The following is a 16,731-nucleotide window of genomic DNA, read 5'->3' on the forward strand; positions in this document are numbered from 1 at the left end:
ATAAAACCGATCTAAAATAGAAAACATTCAGTGTAAACAGAACTTTGGGATGGTTTTTGACATGAAAAGTACGATTGTTGACATCGGTATGTCTCGGAAAGTGCAACTTTGCCTTTGCAAATATTAACTAAACAGAGCGTGCTTATGAAATAGGGTTAATTCGATGTTATTGGATATAGGTGAATTTGAAAAAACTTACCTGTCTTGAGAATTAAATTATGTTGTTTACTAAATTTATTGTTTTATGAAAAAATCTTTTCTAACATTCTTACTGATGTTGTTTTGCTTGGCAGGTTTTGCTCAGCAGACAGTAACGGGGGTTATCCTCGAAGAGGCAACTTCCGAACCTTTGGCCGGAGCAGCTGTTCAGGTGAAAGATTCACAGAACGGTACGATTGCCGATGCCGATGGCCGTTTTTCTATCTCGGTATCACCCGGACAAACATTATTAATATCTTATATTGGTCTGATCCCTCAGGAAATCCTGATAAAGGAAGGCATGAAGGATTTAACGATCAAGATGCTTAGTGATGCGGTTGATATTAATGAAGTAGTTGTTGTCGGTTATGGCGTGCAGAAGAAAGTGAATCTGACCGGTTCCGTATCTTCCGTTAAGGGAGATGTGCTGGAACGTCGTCCTGTTGCCGATGCCGTACAGAGTTTACAAGGGATGGTTCCGGGTTTGCTGGTAAGCAATTCCGATGGTGGCCGTCCGGGTGGAGCCGGTACTTTGACATTACGCGGACAAGGTAATCTGGATAATAATGCGGCCCCTTACGTCCTGGTCGATGGTGTGGAAATGAGCCTCACCGATGTAAACCCCAGTGATATTGAAAATATATCCGTATTAAAAGATGCGGCTGCTTGTGCTATCTACGGTGCACGTGCCGCTTACGGTGTGATTCTTGTCACGACAAAGAAAGGGGAAGAAGGTAAAACGCGCATCAACTACCAGGGTACGGTCGGTTGGAGTACACCGACTGTTCTGCCGGATATGGTCAATTCGTATGATTTTGCACAATACTGGAATGCCGGTGTAACCAATGCCGGTTCTCCGCGTTTGTACAGCGATGAGAAACTAGTTTTGTTACAGCAGTATATCAATGATCCGAGCAGTGTCGATCCGTGGTTCGAACTGCCTGCCAATTCCAATATGAACCCGGCTTTCGAAAACTCGGAGTCTGGTGTCGGTAATGTGAACTATTTTGATTTGCATTATAAGAACTGGGCGTTTAAACAGAATCATAATATCAGCCTGAGCGGTGGTGGTAAGGCTGCACAATATTATATTTCAGGTGGTTACTATTCGGAAGACGGAATCCTCCGTTATGCCGATATGGATTATAAACGGTATAATTTTGCTGCCAATGTTACTTCGCAGCTGACTAGTTGGATGAAGTTGAAAGTGAATACCAAATTCATGCATTCCGACCAGAATACTCCGTTTGGTGACGGTGGTATCAGCGAAGGTTTCTATCATTCACTGGCTCGTTTCCGTCCCACAGTTTCTCCGGTCGACCCGAACGGTCATTTCACGGAACTGACAATGATTCCTTATCTGCAGAGCGGAACCTATACAAATACACAGCGTGATAATATGAATATCACTGCCGGTTTGGATATTCAACCTGTTAAGAACTGGTTTATATTCTTCGACTATACCTATAAATTAGGAAATAAAGAATACGAAGCACTAAATGTCAGTCCGCTTATTTATGGTGCCGACGGTGTCAGTACTTCAAAAGGTGTTCGTGCGGAATTGGGTATGTCTCCTGATGGTAAGTTTACCCGTAGCTATGACCGTACACGTTATCAGTCGATCAATTTGTATACAAATTATCTTTTCAGCTTGGCTGAAAAGCACAACTTTACAGTAATGGCTGGTTTTCAGGAAGAAGATTATGAGTTCAGTCTGATGAAGAACTCCATTACCGGCCTGTATTCGACCAGCAATCCGAATGTCGGTATGGGAACCGGCGACAAGACTGTCATCGATACCCGTAACGGTTGGGCAACCCGCGGTTTCTTCGGACGTATCAATTATGATTATGACGGACGTTATCTGGTTGAACTGAACGGACGTTATGACGGCTCTTCCCGTTTTGCCTCAGGCAATCGTTGGGGATTCTTCCCTTCCGTCTCTTTGGGATGGAACATTACCCGCGAACAATTCATGAGTTCTGTGACTGATGTACTGTCAAACCTGAAACTGCGTGCTTCCTATGGTTTGCTGGGTAACCAGGCCGGTGCTGCCTTATATACTTTTGCCGCAACAATGGAGTTGAATAATAAGTTGGGCAATTATATTTTTTCTGACGGACGTCATATCTTTACCCGGGCTCCGGGTGTTGTGAATCCGACTACTACCTGGGAAAAGGTGGAAAGTAAGAATATCGGTCTCGACTTTGGATTCTTAGGGAACTCTTTGACCGGTACACTCGATGTTTTCCAGCGTGATACAAAGGATATGTTAGGGCCCGGCGTCGACTTTCCGGATATTTTCGGAGCAGATGCACCTAAGACCAATAATGCACGGATGAGAAACCGCGGTTGGGAGCTTGCCCTGAATTATCGCGGACAGATCGGTAGCGATATTCAGTATACGATCGGTGGTTCATTGTCGGATGCAACTTCAGAAGTAACGGAATATGCCAACCCGACCGGAACAAATCCGAAAGAAAACTGGTATACCGGTAAAAAGGTTGGCGAAATCTGGGGGTATCGTGCTGACGGTCTGATCCAGACACAGGAAGAAGCAGATGCTTATAATGAAAAGTATGACTTGTCATTTATTAGTGGTAAACCCTGGACTCCGGGTGATGTGAAATATCGTGACCTGAATAATGATAATAAGATCAATAACGGGACAAATACATTGGATGATATGGGCGATATGACGGTAATCGGTAATACGACTCCGCGTTATCAGTACACAGTTAACGGTTCTATCAGTTGGAAAGGCATCAGCCTGAGCATGATGTTCCAAGGAGTTGGCAAACGTGATTGGGATCCGGGAACAGGCGCTTACTTCTGGGGAAGCGGTCCCTATGCACAGGTAACTGTGTTTAAGGAACATCTGGATTTCTGGAGTGAATCGAATCCGGGAGCTTATTATCCGAAGCCCTATATCCATACGGCAGGCGGTGTTGTTCCGTTCCGTGATAAAACAATGACTACCAGCGACCGGTATATTCAGAGTGGTGCTTATTGCCGTTTGAAAAACCTGACAATCAGCTATGACCTTCCTGCTATCTGGACGAATAAAGTAGGTATGCAGAAAGTTCAGGTATTCTTCTCTGGTGAAAACCTGCTGACCTTTACAAAACTGAAAGGTATGTTTGACCCGGAAGCGATCTATACAAAGAACGACTACACCAGTGAGGGGGGTAAGAACTATCCGATGAACCGTGTAGTATCTGTAGGTTTGGTTGTTAACTTATAATTTAGAGATCATATGAAAAAAAGAAATATATTTTTAGGCGTGATTCTGGCTTTCAGCCTAACATCCTGCTTCGATATGGATAAAATGCCGGAAGGCGTACTTTCGACTGCGCAGCCTTTCAGCAGTACAGGTGAAATGAGAAATTATCTGGACATGTTTTATCAGATAGGCAATCCGAAATATGAAGATGATAAAATAAAAGTAAATTTTGGTAACGGCTTGCGGGGACAAGACTTCGGTGCCGGTGGTAGTGGTGACGGTATTGCCGGTTCTGATATAAATAGTGATAATATGTCATCCAGTTCTGTTAGCTCGCGTCTGGTAGGGGAGACTACTTTGAGCGGTGCAGCCAAACTGACCAATTATACGGCTATCCGTAATTTGAACTTTTTATTAGCCAATTTAGATAACTGTGTGGAACAGGGAAGTCCCGATTATGATCAGTATGTCGGCGAAGCCTATTACTTCCGGGCCTGGTACTATTACAGGATGTTTGTGGATTATGGGCCATTGACATGGGTAAGTACTCCGCTTGACCCTAATGAAGAAGAGATGCAGTTACCTCGGGATAGCCGGACCGTAGTGGCGGATAGCATTTTGGCCGACCTGGACAAGGCTATTTCTTATTTGGGTATACAGAATAATAGTGCTTCCATGCGTGTCCATAAGGATGTTGCCCGTGCATTGAAGAGTGAAGTGGCTCTTTTCGAGGGTACCTGGGAGAAATATCATAAGGCAAAAGGCGATAAGTTTTTTGATCCTTCCGTAACGGATGAAAAGATTCGCGGGTACTTTACACAGGCTGCCGATGCCGCCAAAGATGTAATGGATCGCGGAGTATGGAAAATATATTCTACTGGTAACGAACTGGATGACTACCGCCAGATGTTTCAAACCACCGACTTATCGGCTAATTCCGAAGTACTTTGGTTTAAAATGTATGATGGCGATCAGGTGGGTAACAGTGTAAATCGTTATCTGAACCAGGGAGGAGGTAGCATCGGTGTTACTGCTTCTTTGATCGATGATTATCTGACAAAAGATGGCAAACCGTTTATCGGTGCAGCATTGGTAAATGCAAAGAAGGTGTTTGGTGATGAGTTATTGCCTACCGTACGTGATCCGCGTTTGTCGCAGACGATCTGTACGCCCGGACAACAACTGCGTCCGGATGATTTGCCTCCTTACTATGTCGTTCCGCCACTGATTGGTACTTCGTCTTACAATCAGAATATGACAGGTTATTCTTTACTGAAATATGTACAGATCGATTATACCGGTAGCCTGGATGCTGAAGCTAAAGGAGCAACCCCGGCAATCCAGTTCCGTTATGCCGATATCCTGTTAAATTATGCCGAAGCGTTGGCCGAGTTGGACGGAGCGGCCAATTCTCAGAAAATAATTGTAGCTTTGCAACCGTTACGTGACCGTGTTGGTATGCCTGCCGTAGATTTTGATCGGGAGTATAATCAGGAGGCTGATTATCCGTTCCGTCATCTGGATAAATATATTCAGGCTGTCCGTCGTGAACGTCGTATCGAGAAAGCCTGTGAAGGCCGTCGTCTGGAAGATATTCTTCGTTGGGCTGCTGCCGAAGAACTGATCGTTGGCAAATGGCCGAAAGGTGCCTTATTTACTGGAAGTAACCTGGAAAACCATCCCGCATTTGGCGGTAAGTTGGTTTACGACCAGGCTTCCGGAAACAATCTCTTCCTGACAGGTAAACCGGGTGACGCACTTCGTTATGTTGTGCCCAGCAATCCGGCAGGTTATGAGCAGGGATGGCGGTTTAATGTAGGTCGCGACTATTTGTTGCCTATTCAACCTCGTATGTTGTCTTTGACAGGAGGTAAATGGGAACAGAACCCGGGATGGTAATCTAATTTATACAAGTATATAGAATATGAAGAACATTAGGTCTAAAGTATTATTCTCATTAACAGGAGCAGCGGTGTTAGCATCGCTGCCTTCCTGCAAAGAGAAAAAAGCAGGGGCAGAGGAGGCTAAGAAGCCAATGAATATCCTCTACATTATGTGCGATGATCATTCGTTTCAGACAATCAGTGCGTATGATCATCGGTTCATCGAGACTCCGAACATCGACCGCATCGCCAAAGAGGGAGTCCGTTTTACCAACAGTTTCGTTGCCAACTCGTTGAGTGGTCCCAGCCGTGCCTGTCTGCTGACCGGTAAGCATAGCCATGCAAATGGCTTTACCGACAACACGAAAACATTCGACGGCGGACAACAGACGTTCCCGAAACTATTGAAGCAAGCCGGTTACCAGACCGCTATTGTCGGTAAATGGCACCTGACATCCGAACCTACCGGGTTCGATTACTGGAACATATTGATAGGACAGGGCGATTATTACAATCCTTATTTTATCGATAACGGAGAAAAGAAACAAATAGAAGGATACGCCACCAATATAACAACCGATCTGGCTATCGACTGGATGGACCAGAAAAGAGATAAGAACAAACCGTTCTGCCTGCTCCTGCATCATAAGGCTCCGCACCGTACCTGGATGCCGGATACCTGTGATCTGGAATTGTATAAGGATGTTGTTTTCCCGATACCGGAAACTTTCTACGACAAATATGAAGGCCGTATTGCCGCTTCGCAGCAGGAAATGAGTGTCATTAAAGACATGGATCTGGTGTATGACCTGAAACTGGCAGACAAAGAAAACGAGATCCACTCCAATCCGGGATTGGAAAAAGCCGGACGTAATATGTACAACCGGATGACTCCGGAACAGAAAGCCGCCTGGGACAAGCATTATGACCCGATCATCAAAGAGTTCAAGGAAAAGAAACTTTCCGGCAAGGCGTTGGCTGAATGGAAATACCAGCAGTATATGCACGATTATATTCGTGTCATCCATTCGGTAGACCGTAATGTAGGTCGTGTATTGGATTATCTGGAAAAGAACGATCTGCTGGATAATACGATTATCGTTTATACATCCGATCAGGGATTCTATATGGGTGAACACGGTTGGTTTGACAAACGTTTCATGTATGAAGAGTCTTTCCGCACACCGATGTTGGTTCGCTATCCGGGTGGCATAAAGGGTGATATTCCTGAAATGGTTCAGAATATCGACCATGCCGCTACCTTCCTCGAACTGGCAGGCGCTCCGGTTCCTGAAGATATCCAGGGTGATTCTTACCTGCCGTTGCTGAAAGGCGAGCATCCGAAAGACTGGCGTACTTCCTTGTATTACCATTATTATGAGTTCCCGGCCGAACACATGGTAAAACGTCATTATGGCGTACGTACAGACCGTTATAAATTAATGCATTTCTATAATGACATCGACGTATGGGAACTTTACGACCTGCAAAACGACCCGATGGAAATGAATAACATTTATAATAAACCCGGTACGGAAGAAATCACCAAACAGTTGATGGACGAACTGCACAAATTGCAGAAACAATATAACGATCCTATCGAATCGGAATTAGCAAAGAAAAGCTAACAGAATAAGTGAAATAGGTAAAGGAGATGTGGATAGTTGAACCCCTGGAGTCGAACAAAAAGGCTTCAGGGGTTCTTTTTATATATATCGTATAAATGCTTTATTCGCTTAAACATCTCAATAAAAGTTTATCAAAATAAATCCTTCATTCCTTCATCTATATGATATTTTGTTGGTTATCTTTATGTTACTGATAATAAATGATGAACAAGATGAAGGAAATGGCTTTGTTAACAGGTAGAAAAGAAGTAGGAGTCCGGTAATAGATAATTAGGTATATCCTAATAGTCTGCTATTCTGTAGGTTATATATGCGTTGTTGTTTGTCATATGTCGAACGCTTATCGCACAATTATCGAACAAGCGTTCGACAGATGGCAAACAAGTGTCAGATAATTGAAAAACAAGAAAGAAGAAAGCATATCAGGACTAAGGGTTCACTGGCTCTGTATTAGAATAAGATATGCTGACAGATAATCTTCCGGTAGATATTTACTTTTTTATGGTATTGGAAGCTATCAATTATTAGCTAAAAATCAGGGATTGAAAAGCGTTTCCTTCATTTTGTTCATTATTTATAAGTTGTAACACAAAGATAACCAATAAGATATCATATAGATGAAGGAATGAAGGATTTATTTTGATGAACTTTTATTGAGGGAATATGTCAATATTTATGATATGACTCACTTCTTATCAAAAGTGAGCTATCTTGTCCCCGTGCTTGACACGGGACCGCAGAAGAACGGGCAGTATCCCAAGTAGTCCCGTGACAATAAATGCCCAGATATTAGGTACACGCGATTGGGCTTCCAAAGTATAATCACCAGGTAACAGCCGGTAGGCGTCTATCTTCCAATAAGGAGTTTCTCCTTCATGTAGGGTGGTATTGGTTGTTATCAACTGGCCTGGCATATTGAGTTCGTATTTTATCTGGTGGTTGAATAATTCTATCGGACGGCATTTCTCTTCAAATAACCGGTTTATCTGATCTTTGTCTTTCTGCTGATATGCAGTGGTGAAATGGTCCGTCTGGTAGAAAGTGTCGAGTAGCCGATACATATCTATCGAGTCAAGGTCTGTATCTTCTCCTTTACTCATGGCTGATTTTTTGATGGCATCTTTGTCTGCCTTCAGCTTTGAGATAAAGGTTTTATTACCGGACTTAGCTTCCCATTCCTCAATAGTTTCAAGGCGGATTTCAAACAAACTCTCATTATACCATTTCACGAAACGATCTGTCAAGTCATTCAGCTTATCGTTTAGCTCAAGTCCGTTCATTCCCCTGACTTGAGTCAGGTCACCTTGAAAGAGCAGTTCTTGTTCTTGTTTACTCAGGTAATGTTCAAGGGGGATGGGGCCTCTTTCTTCAATTTGACGGTAGTTGCAGGTGAATGTATAATAGGTATAAAACCATCTGAAATGTTTTTCCAGCTTTTCCTGCGGAACGGCTAACGGTTCCATCCATTTCTTTTCAGGAGTGAGCCGGAGAGGGGTATCCCATATTTTCCATGTGCGTTTGACTTTTACATTCAATTGCTCCTCTTTACCGAATGAGTCGCTTTTCTTTCCTAAGATGACAAAAGGGATGTTGGGATTCAAAGGAATCTGTTGCCAGTCCTGGATGGAGAACAGGAAAGGAGAGTGTGAGCCGTCGCCCGCCATAAAAGCGGAATCTCCGTGTGCATATACTTCACGGTCAATTTGTCCGTCCGGATAAATATGGGTCACCATCCGGTGGTTGGAAGAACAGGAGGCCATAAGAAGCAGTCCTGAAATGATTGATATATATCCTTTAGTTTTCATCTTTTGTTCGTTTTAGTGAATGATGGTTTCTATAGAAATTCTCTTGGACAGGAAGGAGGCTTTTCTTTTTGATAGTTTCTCTATATATTCCTTCCATTGTTCGGATAGATAGCGGCTTTTTTCGAGTAAGCTACTTTCTGGGTTCCAACTATCGGGTAGGGAGTAGGCTTTTCCTTGCCAGATAGCATTATTCGCATAAGATTGCTCCGGATACTGTTTGTCTTGTGAAAAGAAAATGGTTTCGCTTATCAGAAAACAAAGCAGGAGAGCTGCTGCAATACCGGATATTTTGCTGACCGATAGTAATATCCTGTTTGTTTTACTTTTTCCTTTTGCTTCTTTCAAAAGGGACGTTCCGGAAGGTAAGGTCTTTATTTTGTTCAAAATATCATTTGTCAGCTCTTCCGGAGCATTCAAGACTGGTTCGGTATTTTTTAGTTTGTCCAGCCATTTTTCGTATGTTTGATCTTCTCTTTTCATAGGTTGTTCTCCATCTGATTTATTTTCATTCGTATCTGTTTGCGTGCCTGGTAAAGATTGCTTTTGATCTTTTCGGCAGACATACCGGTGATAGCTTCTACTTCGGATACTTCAAGACCCTCGACTTCCCTTAGGGTAAACACCAGTTTTTGTTTCGGAGTGAGTTCCTCAGTGAACCGAAGTATCAGGTTCTTTAAGTCTTTGTTTATAAGACTTTGTTCCATGTTCTCATCAGAAGATAAGGAGAGATTGTCGACGGATGGCCCTTGCATACTTCCCGAAGGGGTATGTTGCAGAAAGCGCAGGCGGTCGTAACAAATGTTTCCGGTAATTTTATAGAGCCAGGTTGAGAAACGGTATTCCCGGTTATACTTGTCTAGATTCAACCAAACTTTTATAAATGTTTCCTGTACCATGTCTCTAGCCTCTTCTTCATTACAGAGTAAGCGAAATGCCAGTCGGAATACAAGTTGCCGGTATTCTGTGACTAATAGGGCAAAAGCGGTCATGTCCTGCTTTTTGCTTTTATCTATTAGTACTTGTATTTCTTCTTCATTCATCATACTTCTTGTCCGTTTATAATATGATACGTAAAAAAGGGGAGATGGTCGAATTATTTTAAATAAAAAAAGAGACCCACTTCTAAAGTGAACCTCTTTGCCTTTGTGTGGAGCATATCGGACCGCATTGCTTATTTGTATATTAGTTGTTTATATGAGTCTGTTCCCTACATTTTCCCTACATACAGGGAACAGACATATATTATTCCTTATAAAAAGATGCATCTTCAGCTATATGAAGAAGCTCATTGATTTCGTGTCGTTTTTCTAAATCAAGCATGTAGGTTTCTACGACCTTATAGAGATCAAAACCACCAACTGATCCTGCGGCCATGTGTAAATTATCTACTACCTGTTTCATCTCTTTTTGAATATCTGATTGCTTCAGCATATGATATTCGTTACTGTGAATAAGTTTTTTATTTTCCATAAATTGCATTAATGTTTAAATTGAAATTTCAATCAATATCATCCCCGCCTGTATTCCACTTCCCTCCATAAGTAATCGTCATACTGCTTGATCTGCCTTTGCTGATGGTTCGTACTTATCTAATCGTTCCTTATATCGGCCTAGCTCCACAAGAACTTTTTCATATCTTTCTTGTAGCTCTAGATTTGTTTTGTTAAGCCTTTTTAACTCATTGACAAGTTCTTGTTCTGGCTTTTCTTCATTGGTCAATAACATATTACCATCTCCTTTTATAATCCATGAAGGATTTAATTCAGTATGGTGTGTAAGAATTATAACTACATCACCGAGAGTGAAATTTGCTTTTTTCCTTTTTATATCACTAAGCTTAGTTCTAGCGGTAGCCAATCCAAGTTTTTTGATAAAGTCAGCTTCAGACCTATACTGGTTAGACTGTATTGAATAATCTATCCAATATAATATACGATTGTTGATATTTGTTAAATCAATAGTCATGTAGTAAAAAATCTTACCAAATGTTTTGTATGTTGGATAAAATCCAGCATATTTGCACCTGTATTAAACATTCAATGTTTCAAAGGTAGCGAAAGCAATTTTATAAATCAATAGGGTAAACACCCTATAAAATACACACTAGTATGGCAGTAAAGAATTTAAATTACTCTTTTTTAAAGGGAATTCGTAAGGTTAAGTATGAAGATTATATGCCTCTGCAGAATGAATTAATAGAGGCTTTAGGTATTAAAACCAAGCAACACTATTACCAAAAGCGAAAGCGTATCCCGAATATTTCTGTACAGGAGAAGGAAGCAGTAGAGCAGGTGTTTTCAAAATATGGTATAACTGATCCTAATGAGATATGGGATATAACAGAAGTAAAAAATGAATCCACAAGCTCATTTATCCCCTCGTGAAATACAACTTGCAGAAAGATTAGCCTGGGGAGCATCCGTAAAAGAAGCTGCGTATGCATTATCTATGACATACAAAACAGCAGTTAATCATGTACAAAATATTTATCAGAAAACTGGTTGTAATAAGATAAATCAACTTTCTGCTTGGTGGTTTTGTACTCGTTTTAATATATCGTTGGATCTTTCACCAATGGCCCGTTCTGCTATAGCCTCTGTTTTGTTATGTATTTTCCTCTCAAATGAAATACTATGTGCAAAAGATTTTTGCCGATACAGAGCTCGTATGACGAGGAGATATCGAGTTGAGTGTGTAAGGCTGAGAAGAATTTAAATAGAGAAAACTATGATTGATGATAAAATAGATGTGGATGTATATCCCAATAAAAAAGGCTGGAATGTCGTGGTGTCTTATTGGTATTATAATAGAAACAAGAATAAAAAGCGACTTAGTTCTTCAGTTACATACACTTGGTTTACGGATTGCTTAGAAATAGTAGAGTTTTTGCAACGGAAGCAAACTAAGGTATTTTATTCTCAAGTGAAAGCATTAGCAAGACAATTTGGGGAAAAGGAAAAAATCAGTTATAAAAAGTGATGAATCATGGAGAAAATTTATAAATATCCTCTTGCACTAGAGGATAAACAAACGATAGAAATGCCGATAGGCTCTCAAATATTATGCGTCCAGACACAATTCAACCAACCTTACATCTGGGCCATGGTCAATCCCAATTTGCCTCCAATTGGGGTAAAGATCGAAATCTACGGGACAGGTGAAAGTATCACAAATCCATTTCCTAGCTATCTGAAATATATAGGTACATTCCAAATTAATAACGGACATGAAGTGTATCATGTGTTTTTGAATGAATTAGTGTCGGTTCCTATCAACCCAAATAATAGTTGAGTCATGAAACCTCAAAAAATGTGGATGCTTTTTGACCCTCAGGACAGACCTAATTATCTTACTTTAAGATATTGCAAGAAAGATAGTATTGCTGCTTTCTTTAGGTATGAATATTGGTCAGAAGCTCGGAAATTTGGATGGAGATGTAAGAAAGTACTTATTACAGCAACTTTAATAACTAAAAACACATGAAAACTATGGTAGACCTGATAGAATATCTCAACCAGTCCGGATTTACAGATTTGATACGCATGTTTTTGATAATAGGAGGACTTTTGTCTTTGGTCGTATTTTTCCTGTCAATATGGTTTTTTATTAAAATATCACGTAGCATTTTTAAGCATAGGGAACAATCCATGCAGTATTATTATCAACGTAAAGAAGAAAGAAAACAAACATTTAAAAAGAAAGGAGCTAAAAATGGCTAAAGAGTATGCAATAGGTGAGACATTCTTGCATGAAGAAGTGAAGCTAAAAGTAGAGAAGGGCTATTGTCCAGACTGCTATTTCTTGGATAAACCGGGTTGCCATTTATACGAATGCCATCCTGATGAACGTGTGGATGAAGAAGGAGTTATGTTCGTAGAAGAAATGATTAACAATTAAAAAGGTATGAAACATAGTTATCTAACAATAACAGATCAATTCTGTGGTGCTGGTGGATCATCACAAGGTGCCAGAAGACTCTCTCGTAAGATGGGAGGTGGTCTTGAAATTGTACTGGCAATGAACCATTGGCGTTTGGCCATTGAAACACACAACACCAATTTTCCTCAGACGGATCATGATTGCGCCGACATTTCAGCTTGTGATCCTCGGAGATATCAAAGTACAGATATTCTCATCACTTCTCCAGAGTGTACAAATCATTCACTGGCTAAAGGGGTAAAGAGAAAATATCAACAGACAAATAATCTGTTCGGTAATTTGACAATTGATCCTGCTGCAGAGAGATCACGCGCTACAATGTGGGACGTTCCTCGGTTTGCGGAAATCCATAAATACAATCTGATTATTGTCGAAAATGTAGTAGAAGCCCGTCAGTGGGTGATGTGGGATGCCTGGTTACATGCGATGCACAATTTGGGATATGATCATAAATGTGTGTACCTTAATTCTATGCACGCATTACCCACACCTCAAAGCCGGGATAGGATGTATGTAATGTTCTGGAAAAAAGGTAATAAGTCGCCTAATTTGGATTTATGTCCTAAAGCGTACTGCTCGTGTTGTGGTCAGGAAGTAGAAGCGATTCAGAGTTGGAAGAACCCTAAAAAGAAATTTGGGAAATATCGCCAACAGTATATTTACCGATGTCCGAGATGTACTAATGAGGTTGAACCATATTATTATTCAGCATTCAATGTAATTGACTGGTCGAAGCCTGGAGAGAGAATTGGTGACAGAAAAAAGCCATTGGCCGCAAATACAATGAAACGGATAGAATGGGGCTTAAAACGATGTTCAGACTCCAGTTTCGTTATCTATACAGATAATTCAAGTATTTTAAATCGAGCTTCTGGAATCTCTGATCCAATGTATACTCAAACTACCCGGCAAGTTGCAGCATTGGTAACGAAAGGTTCTTATGGTGGTGGTATTGAGCCTGTAACTTCTCCGGAATATACCATGACTACCCAGCACAATTATGGAGTCGTGGGAATGCCTATGCTGATTGATGAACAAAACAAAAACGGAAAAAGCCGACCTTTATCAGAATATGTGTCGACTGTTCTTTCTGGTGGAAATCATCATGGATTTGTTGGTATTCCAATGCTAATAAAGAACTATGGAGGTGGTTTTGATCCAAGAAATGCGCCTATACCGATTGAAAAAACATTAGGAACACTAACAACTGTAGACTCTCATGCTCTATTAGGGGTTCCCTTTGTAGTTGAAAACAGAGGACAGTCTAATACAAGAGCTATCGACCAGGCAATGAGCACGCAGACATCCATGATAACTCACGGAATTGCATCCACAGAAGCAGTGAACGCTTTCCTGGCTTATTACTACGGCAATAATCAGGCATCAGGAATGTTTGATCCTGTAGGGACAATTTCGACAAAAGATCGAATAGCTCTCGTTTTATCGGCCCCCAAAAACATAGATATAAACGATTGTACGTATCGGATGCTTTTCCCTCATGAAGTACAAGCGGCTATGGCTTTCGAATCGGATTACATAGTATGCGGAACCGGAAAGGATAAAGTGAAGCAATTAGGAAACGCAGTTACTCCGCCGGCAATGGAATGGTTACTAGAGAGAGGTATGGCAACATTTAATTAGACTCAAACACTAAAAAATACTGAAGATATGGATGAAGAAAGGTTTGAACAGTTATACAATAAAATACTGGATGGAGAAAATTGGGATTATTCAACTCTTGATGAACTCATTTGCTTGTCAGAGTCAGGTGCCCGTGAAGAAGGTAGGCAAGAAATGAAAGTCAAAGCAATAAAAGCACGTATAGCAACATGCCCTTATCAATCAGGTGATAAACAAGGTATTTGTGTTAATGGCATACATTGTGACGAATGCTGCGATGAAATAAAAAAGTTTATAGCACAAATTTAAATAATAACGAGTTATGACAGTAGAAGAACTTATAGGCGTATTGGAAGAATATAATCCTAACGCCACAGTCTTGATGGATTCAGGGGACATAAACCAAGTAGAGGTTGATGATGCTTCGCAGACGAAAGATAAACGGTATGTAGTAATTAGCTAACAATTAAAAAAAGGTGAGCTATCCCGTTCCCGTGCTTGACACGGGATCGCAAAGGCACAAACCGTATCCTATATGTATCTTTTGATACTGCCTGTTCTTCTGCGGCCCCGTGTCAAGCACGGGGACAAGATAGTTCACTTTAAAAAAGAAATGAGTATGATAAAAGAAATAATCAATCAATGGGAGGACAGAAAGGAAGTCCTAAGAAACTATTTTAGAACTACACCCCAGTCAGAATATGGAGAATATATAGATATAGTTAAGGCGATATTTAGGTATGTTATTGAAGGATATAATATAGATAAGATTACTGTGGTAGATGATGGTGATTGGCAAGGAACCCAATTGTTTCTAATACCTCTTAAAACTTATCAACCTTGCGCCAGCGAATATTTGATCACACACACCTATTATGGCTCATGTTCAGGATGTGATACATTGCTGGGTATACGGGATTTTGGCCATGGTTTACCAAGTGAAGCTCAAGTAAAAGAGTATATGACATTAGCTCTTCATTTGGTTCAGAAGCTACAAAGAATACAAGACTAATAACTAAAAAAATGTGAGTCATGGACAAGAAGAGATTGGAAGCTCATATGAATGATGGGAAAACAGAATACGTGATGTGCGCAGCAATTCATGTGAATGATGAAGAATCTTATTCGTATCAGCCATACAATATTGATACTGGCATTGTGCTATGTGGGTGGAGGCATCCTGGAATATTCCAACAGGCAGCACTTTTAAAAATGCCAGATAGCAGTAATGTGGTACAAGGATTTCTTACTACTAAGAATAGATTTTTAACCAGAAAAGAAGCTTATGCGTTGGTTAAAGAAACGGGACAATTAAAGCAGCCTCTTATAGGTGGTATGTTAACTTCAGAGGATTTGTGGTAACAAATAACTTAAAAAACATGATATGTAAAAAATGCGGTCACGAAAACAGTGATATTAAAAGATGTTGTGAATCTTGTGGTTCTATCCTCGAAGGATGGACTATCAATAACACAACGGGGAAATATGGGTATAGAACAAGTGCAGGAGAGTTTCTTCCTTCTGACAAAGCGAAGGAAAAAGAAAAGTTACTTGACGACACCAAGCTGCAGATAGAAGTATTTGTCAATAAAAAGCATTTTGAATTATTTGATGAGATTATAAAAGAGTGTAATATACAGATTATAAAGCAAAATACTTGCGTTGATGATATTGGTATCTTCTATACCCTGCAATTGGTAAATGCTGATGAAGTATATTGGTTCGGCAGGAACTTTCAAGAAGCAATTAGCAAATATCATAAAACAGTATGATCTTACTTAGAGGGATACATTATTATTAAATACATTATTAATTATCAAACAATTAAAGTTATGAACAAAGCAGAACTAATTGAAGCCTTAGCAGATAAGGCAGGTGTACAGAAACAGAGTGCTAAACAGTTGTTAGATGCCTATATTGACATCGTAACCGAAAAAATATCTCAAAAAGAAGAAATTGTAATCGTTGGTTTCGGGACATTAACACCTAGATCGCAGAACACACGCCTTGCGCGTAATCCTAAGACCGGGACACCGGTTCAAATCCCTGCTAGGACAACGGTAAAATTTAAGCCTGGCAAGTTCTTATTGCAAGCAATGAACGGAAAGAAGTGAGACTGGGCGTTTCGGCAGAGCCGTCAGGCTATTCGTTCCAATCGCTATGCGGATTTCCTCTGCTATCCCTTCCTATCAAGGGGCAACTTTAAAGCCTTGTAGCTTATAAGGTAAGTATGTACGATTAAATTAATTAGGTAAATATGTATGCAGAGAAGGATAAGGATGGAAATATCATCATCCAACAAATAACGGAAGAGGAAGCGTCATGGTTAGATGACTCTATTTGTTGTTACCTGGCTGGTAAACAGGCTTGCGATCGGACGGATATTGATAAGAAGATGATGAGTTTAAAACGACAACTTGAAACTCTATTTTAGT

At 40.5% G+C, this 16,731-nt stretch carries 22 protein-coding genes; 17 read left to right on the forward strand and 5 right to left on the reverse strand.

All coding sequences use genetic code 11. The annotated features are described in order from the left end of the window. Nucleotides 1–244: 244 nt before the first annotated feature. From C825_RS08900 to C825_RS08910, 3 genes are read left to right on the forward strand one after another with little or no spacing between them, the layout of a single operon-like run. Nucleotides 245–3,442 carry a SusC/RagA family TonB-linked outer membrane protein gene (locus C825_RS08900; protein ID WP_010802224.1) on the forward strand — a complete coding sequence of 1,066 codons (3,198 nt, stop codon included), beginning with the start codon at nt 245–247 and terminating at the stop codon, nt 3,440–3,442. Nucleotides 3,443–3,454: 12 nt separating this feature from the next. After that, the gene (locus tag C825_RS08905; RefSeq protein ID WP_007654436.1) at nt 3,455–5,320 is read left to right on the forward strand and encodes a RagB/SusD family nutrient uptake outer membrane protein; all 1,866 of its coding nucleotides are present in this window, start codon (nt 3,455–3,457) and stop codon (nt 5,318–5,320) included. 25 nt (nt 5,321–5,345) lie between these two features. After that, complete coding sequence (locus tag C825_RS08910) at nt 5,346–6,932, forward strand: sulfatase family protein (RefSeq protein ID WP_007654434.1); 1,587 nt, start codon at nt 5,346–5,348, stop codon at nt 6,930–6,932. Between the two features lie 695 nt (nt 6,933–7,627). On the opposite strand, the gene C825_RS08915 is transcribed toward C825_RS08910, so the two are convergent. The 5 genes from C825_RS08915 to C825_RS08935 form a co-directional block, all read right to left on the reverse strand. Beyond that, nucleotides 7,628–8,737: a hypothetical protein gene (locus tag C825_RS08915; RefSeq protein ID WP_010802225.1), complete on the reverse strand. Its 1,110-nt coding sequence runs from the start codon at nt 8,735–8,737 to the stop codon at nt 7,628–7,630. A gap of 12 nt (nt 8,738–8,749) precedes the next feature. Continuing rightward, a complete protein-coding gene (locus C825_RS08920) occupies nt 8,750–9,217 on the reverse strand; it encodes a hypothetical protein (RefSeq protein WP_010802226.1) in 468 nt (155 codons plus the stop codon). Then, nucleotides 9,214–9,780, reverse strand: a complete 567-nt coding sequence (locus C825_RS08925) for an RNA polymerase sigma factor (RefSeq protein ID WP_007654431.1) — start codon at nt 9,778–9,780, stop codon at nt 9,214–9,216. Before C825_RS08925 ends, C825_RS08920 begins: the two co-directional genes overlap by 4 nt. Before the next feature lie 199 nt (nt 9,781–9,979). After that, on the reverse strand, nt 9,980–10,207 hold the full coding sequence (locus C825_RS08930; protein WP_007654430.1) for a hypothetical protein: 228 nt from the start codon (nt 10,205–10,207) through the stop codon (nt 9,980–9,982). A 78-nt stretch (nt 10,208–10,285) separates the two neighbouring features. Further along, nucleotides 10,286–10,702 (reverse strand): hypothetical protein, encoded by a 417-nt coding sequence (locus C825_RS08935; protein ID WP_007654429.1) that lies wholly within the window; start codon nt 10,700–10,702, stop codon nt 10,286–10,288. A 143-nt stretch (nt 10,703–10,845) separates the two neighbouring features. Between C825_RS08935 and C825_RS08940 the strand changes: the two genes are divergently transcribed. From C825_RS08940 to C825_RS09005, 14 genes are all read left to right on the forward strand, one after another. Further along, entirely contained in the window at nt 10,846–11,121 is a 276-nt protein-coding gene (locus C825_RS08940; protein ID WP_007654428.1) for a hypothetical protein, read from the forward strand. Further along, entirely contained in the window at nt 11,090–11,452 is a 363-nt protein-coding gene (locus tag C825_RS08945) for a response regulator transcription factor (protein ID WP_010802227.1), read from the forward strand. Before C825_RS08940 ends, C825_RS08945 begins: the two co-directional genes overlap by 32 nt. Nucleotides 11,453–11,464: 12 nt before the next feature. Next, nucleotides 11,465–11,716, forward strand: coding sequence for a hypothetical protein (locus C825_RS08950; protein WP_007654425.1), 252 nt, complete (start codon nt 11,465–11,467; stop codon nt 11,714–11,716). 6 nt (nt 11,717–11,722) lie between these two features. Continuing rightward, nucleotides 11,723–12,028: a DUF7352 domain-containing protein gene (locus C825_RS08955; protein WP_007654424.1), complete on the forward strand. Its 306-nt coding sequence runs from the start codon at nt 11,723–11,725 to the stop codon at nt 12,026–12,028. Nucleotides 12,029–12,216: 188 nt separating this feature from the next. Next, on the forward strand, nt 12,217–12,456 hold the full coding sequence (locus C825_RS08960; protein ID WP_228100011.1) for a hypothetical protein: 240 nt from the start codon (nt 12,217–12,219) through the stop codon (nt 12,454–12,456). Beyond that, nucleotides 12,449–12,634: a hypothetical protein gene (locus C825_RS08965; RefSeq protein ID WP_007654417.1), complete on the forward strand. Its 186-nt coding sequence runs from the start codon at nt 12,449–12,451 to the stop codon at nt 12,632–12,634. Before C825_RS08960 ends, C825_RS08965 begins: the two co-directional genes overlap by 8 nt. 6 nt (nt 12,635–12,640) lie before the next feature. Continuing rightward, complete coding sequence (locus tag C825_RS08970) at nt 12,641–14,317, forward strand: DNA cytosine methyltransferase (protein WP_007654416.1); 1,677 nt, start codon at nt 12,641–12,643, stop codon at nt 14,315–14,317. A 27-nt stretch (nt 14,318–14,344) separates the two neighbouring features. Further along, nucleotides 14,345–14,605 (forward strand): hypothetical protein, encoded by a 261-nt coding sequence (locus tag C825_RS08975; RefSeq protein WP_010802228.1) that lies wholly within the window; start codon nt 14,345–14,347, stop codon nt 14,603–14,605. A gap of 13 nt (nt 14,606–14,618) precedes the next feature. Next, nucleotides 14,619–14,759, forward strand: coding sequence for a hypothetical protein (locus C825_RS08980; protein ID WP_007654414.1), 141 nt, complete (start codon nt 14,619–14,621; stop codon nt 14,757–14,759). A 156-nt stretch (nt 14,760–14,915) separates the two neighbouring features. After that, complete coding sequence (locus C825_RS08985) at nt 14,916–15,308, forward strand: hypothetical protein (RefSeq protein ID WP_007654410.1); 393 nt, start codon at nt 14,916–14,918, stop codon at nt 15,306–15,308. A gap of 20 nt (nt 15,309–15,328) precedes the next feature. Then, nucleotides 15,329–15,658 carry a Y16D family protein gene (locus C825_RS08990; protein WP_007654409.1) on the forward strand — a complete coding sequence of 110 codons (330 nt, stop codon included), beginning with the start codon at nt 15,329–15,331 and terminating at the stop codon, nt 15,656–15,658. 17 nt (nt 15,659–15,675) lie between these two features. After that, on the forward strand, nt 15,676–16,068 hold the full coding sequence (locus C825_RS08995) for a hypothetical protein (RefSeq protein ID WP_007654408.1): 393 nt from the start codon (nt 15,676–15,678) through the stop codon (nt 16,066–16,068). A gap of 60 nt (nt 16,069–16,128) precedes the next feature. Further along, the gene (locus C825_RS09000) at nt 16,129–16,410 is read left to right on the forward strand and encodes an HU family DNA-binding protein (RefSeq protein WP_010802229.1); all 282 of its coding nucleotides are present in this window, start codon (nt 16,129–16,131) and stop codon (nt 16,408–16,410) included. Between the two features lie 143 nt (nt 16,411–16,553). Continuing rightward, nucleotides 16,554–16,730 carry a hypothetical protein gene (locus tag C825_RS09005; protein ID WP_010802230.1) on the forward strand — a complete coding sequence of 59 codons (177 nt, stop codon included), beginning with the start codon at nt 16,554–16,556 and terminating at the stop codon, nt 16,728–16,730. Nucleotide 16,731 lies beyond the last annotated feature (1 nt).

Source organism: Parabacteroides sp. ASF519, assembly GCF_000364265.2.
In the GTDB taxonomy this organism is placed as follows: Bacteria; Bacteroidota; Bacteroidia; order Bacteroidales; family Tannerellaceae; genus Parabacteroides; species Parabacteroides goldsteinii.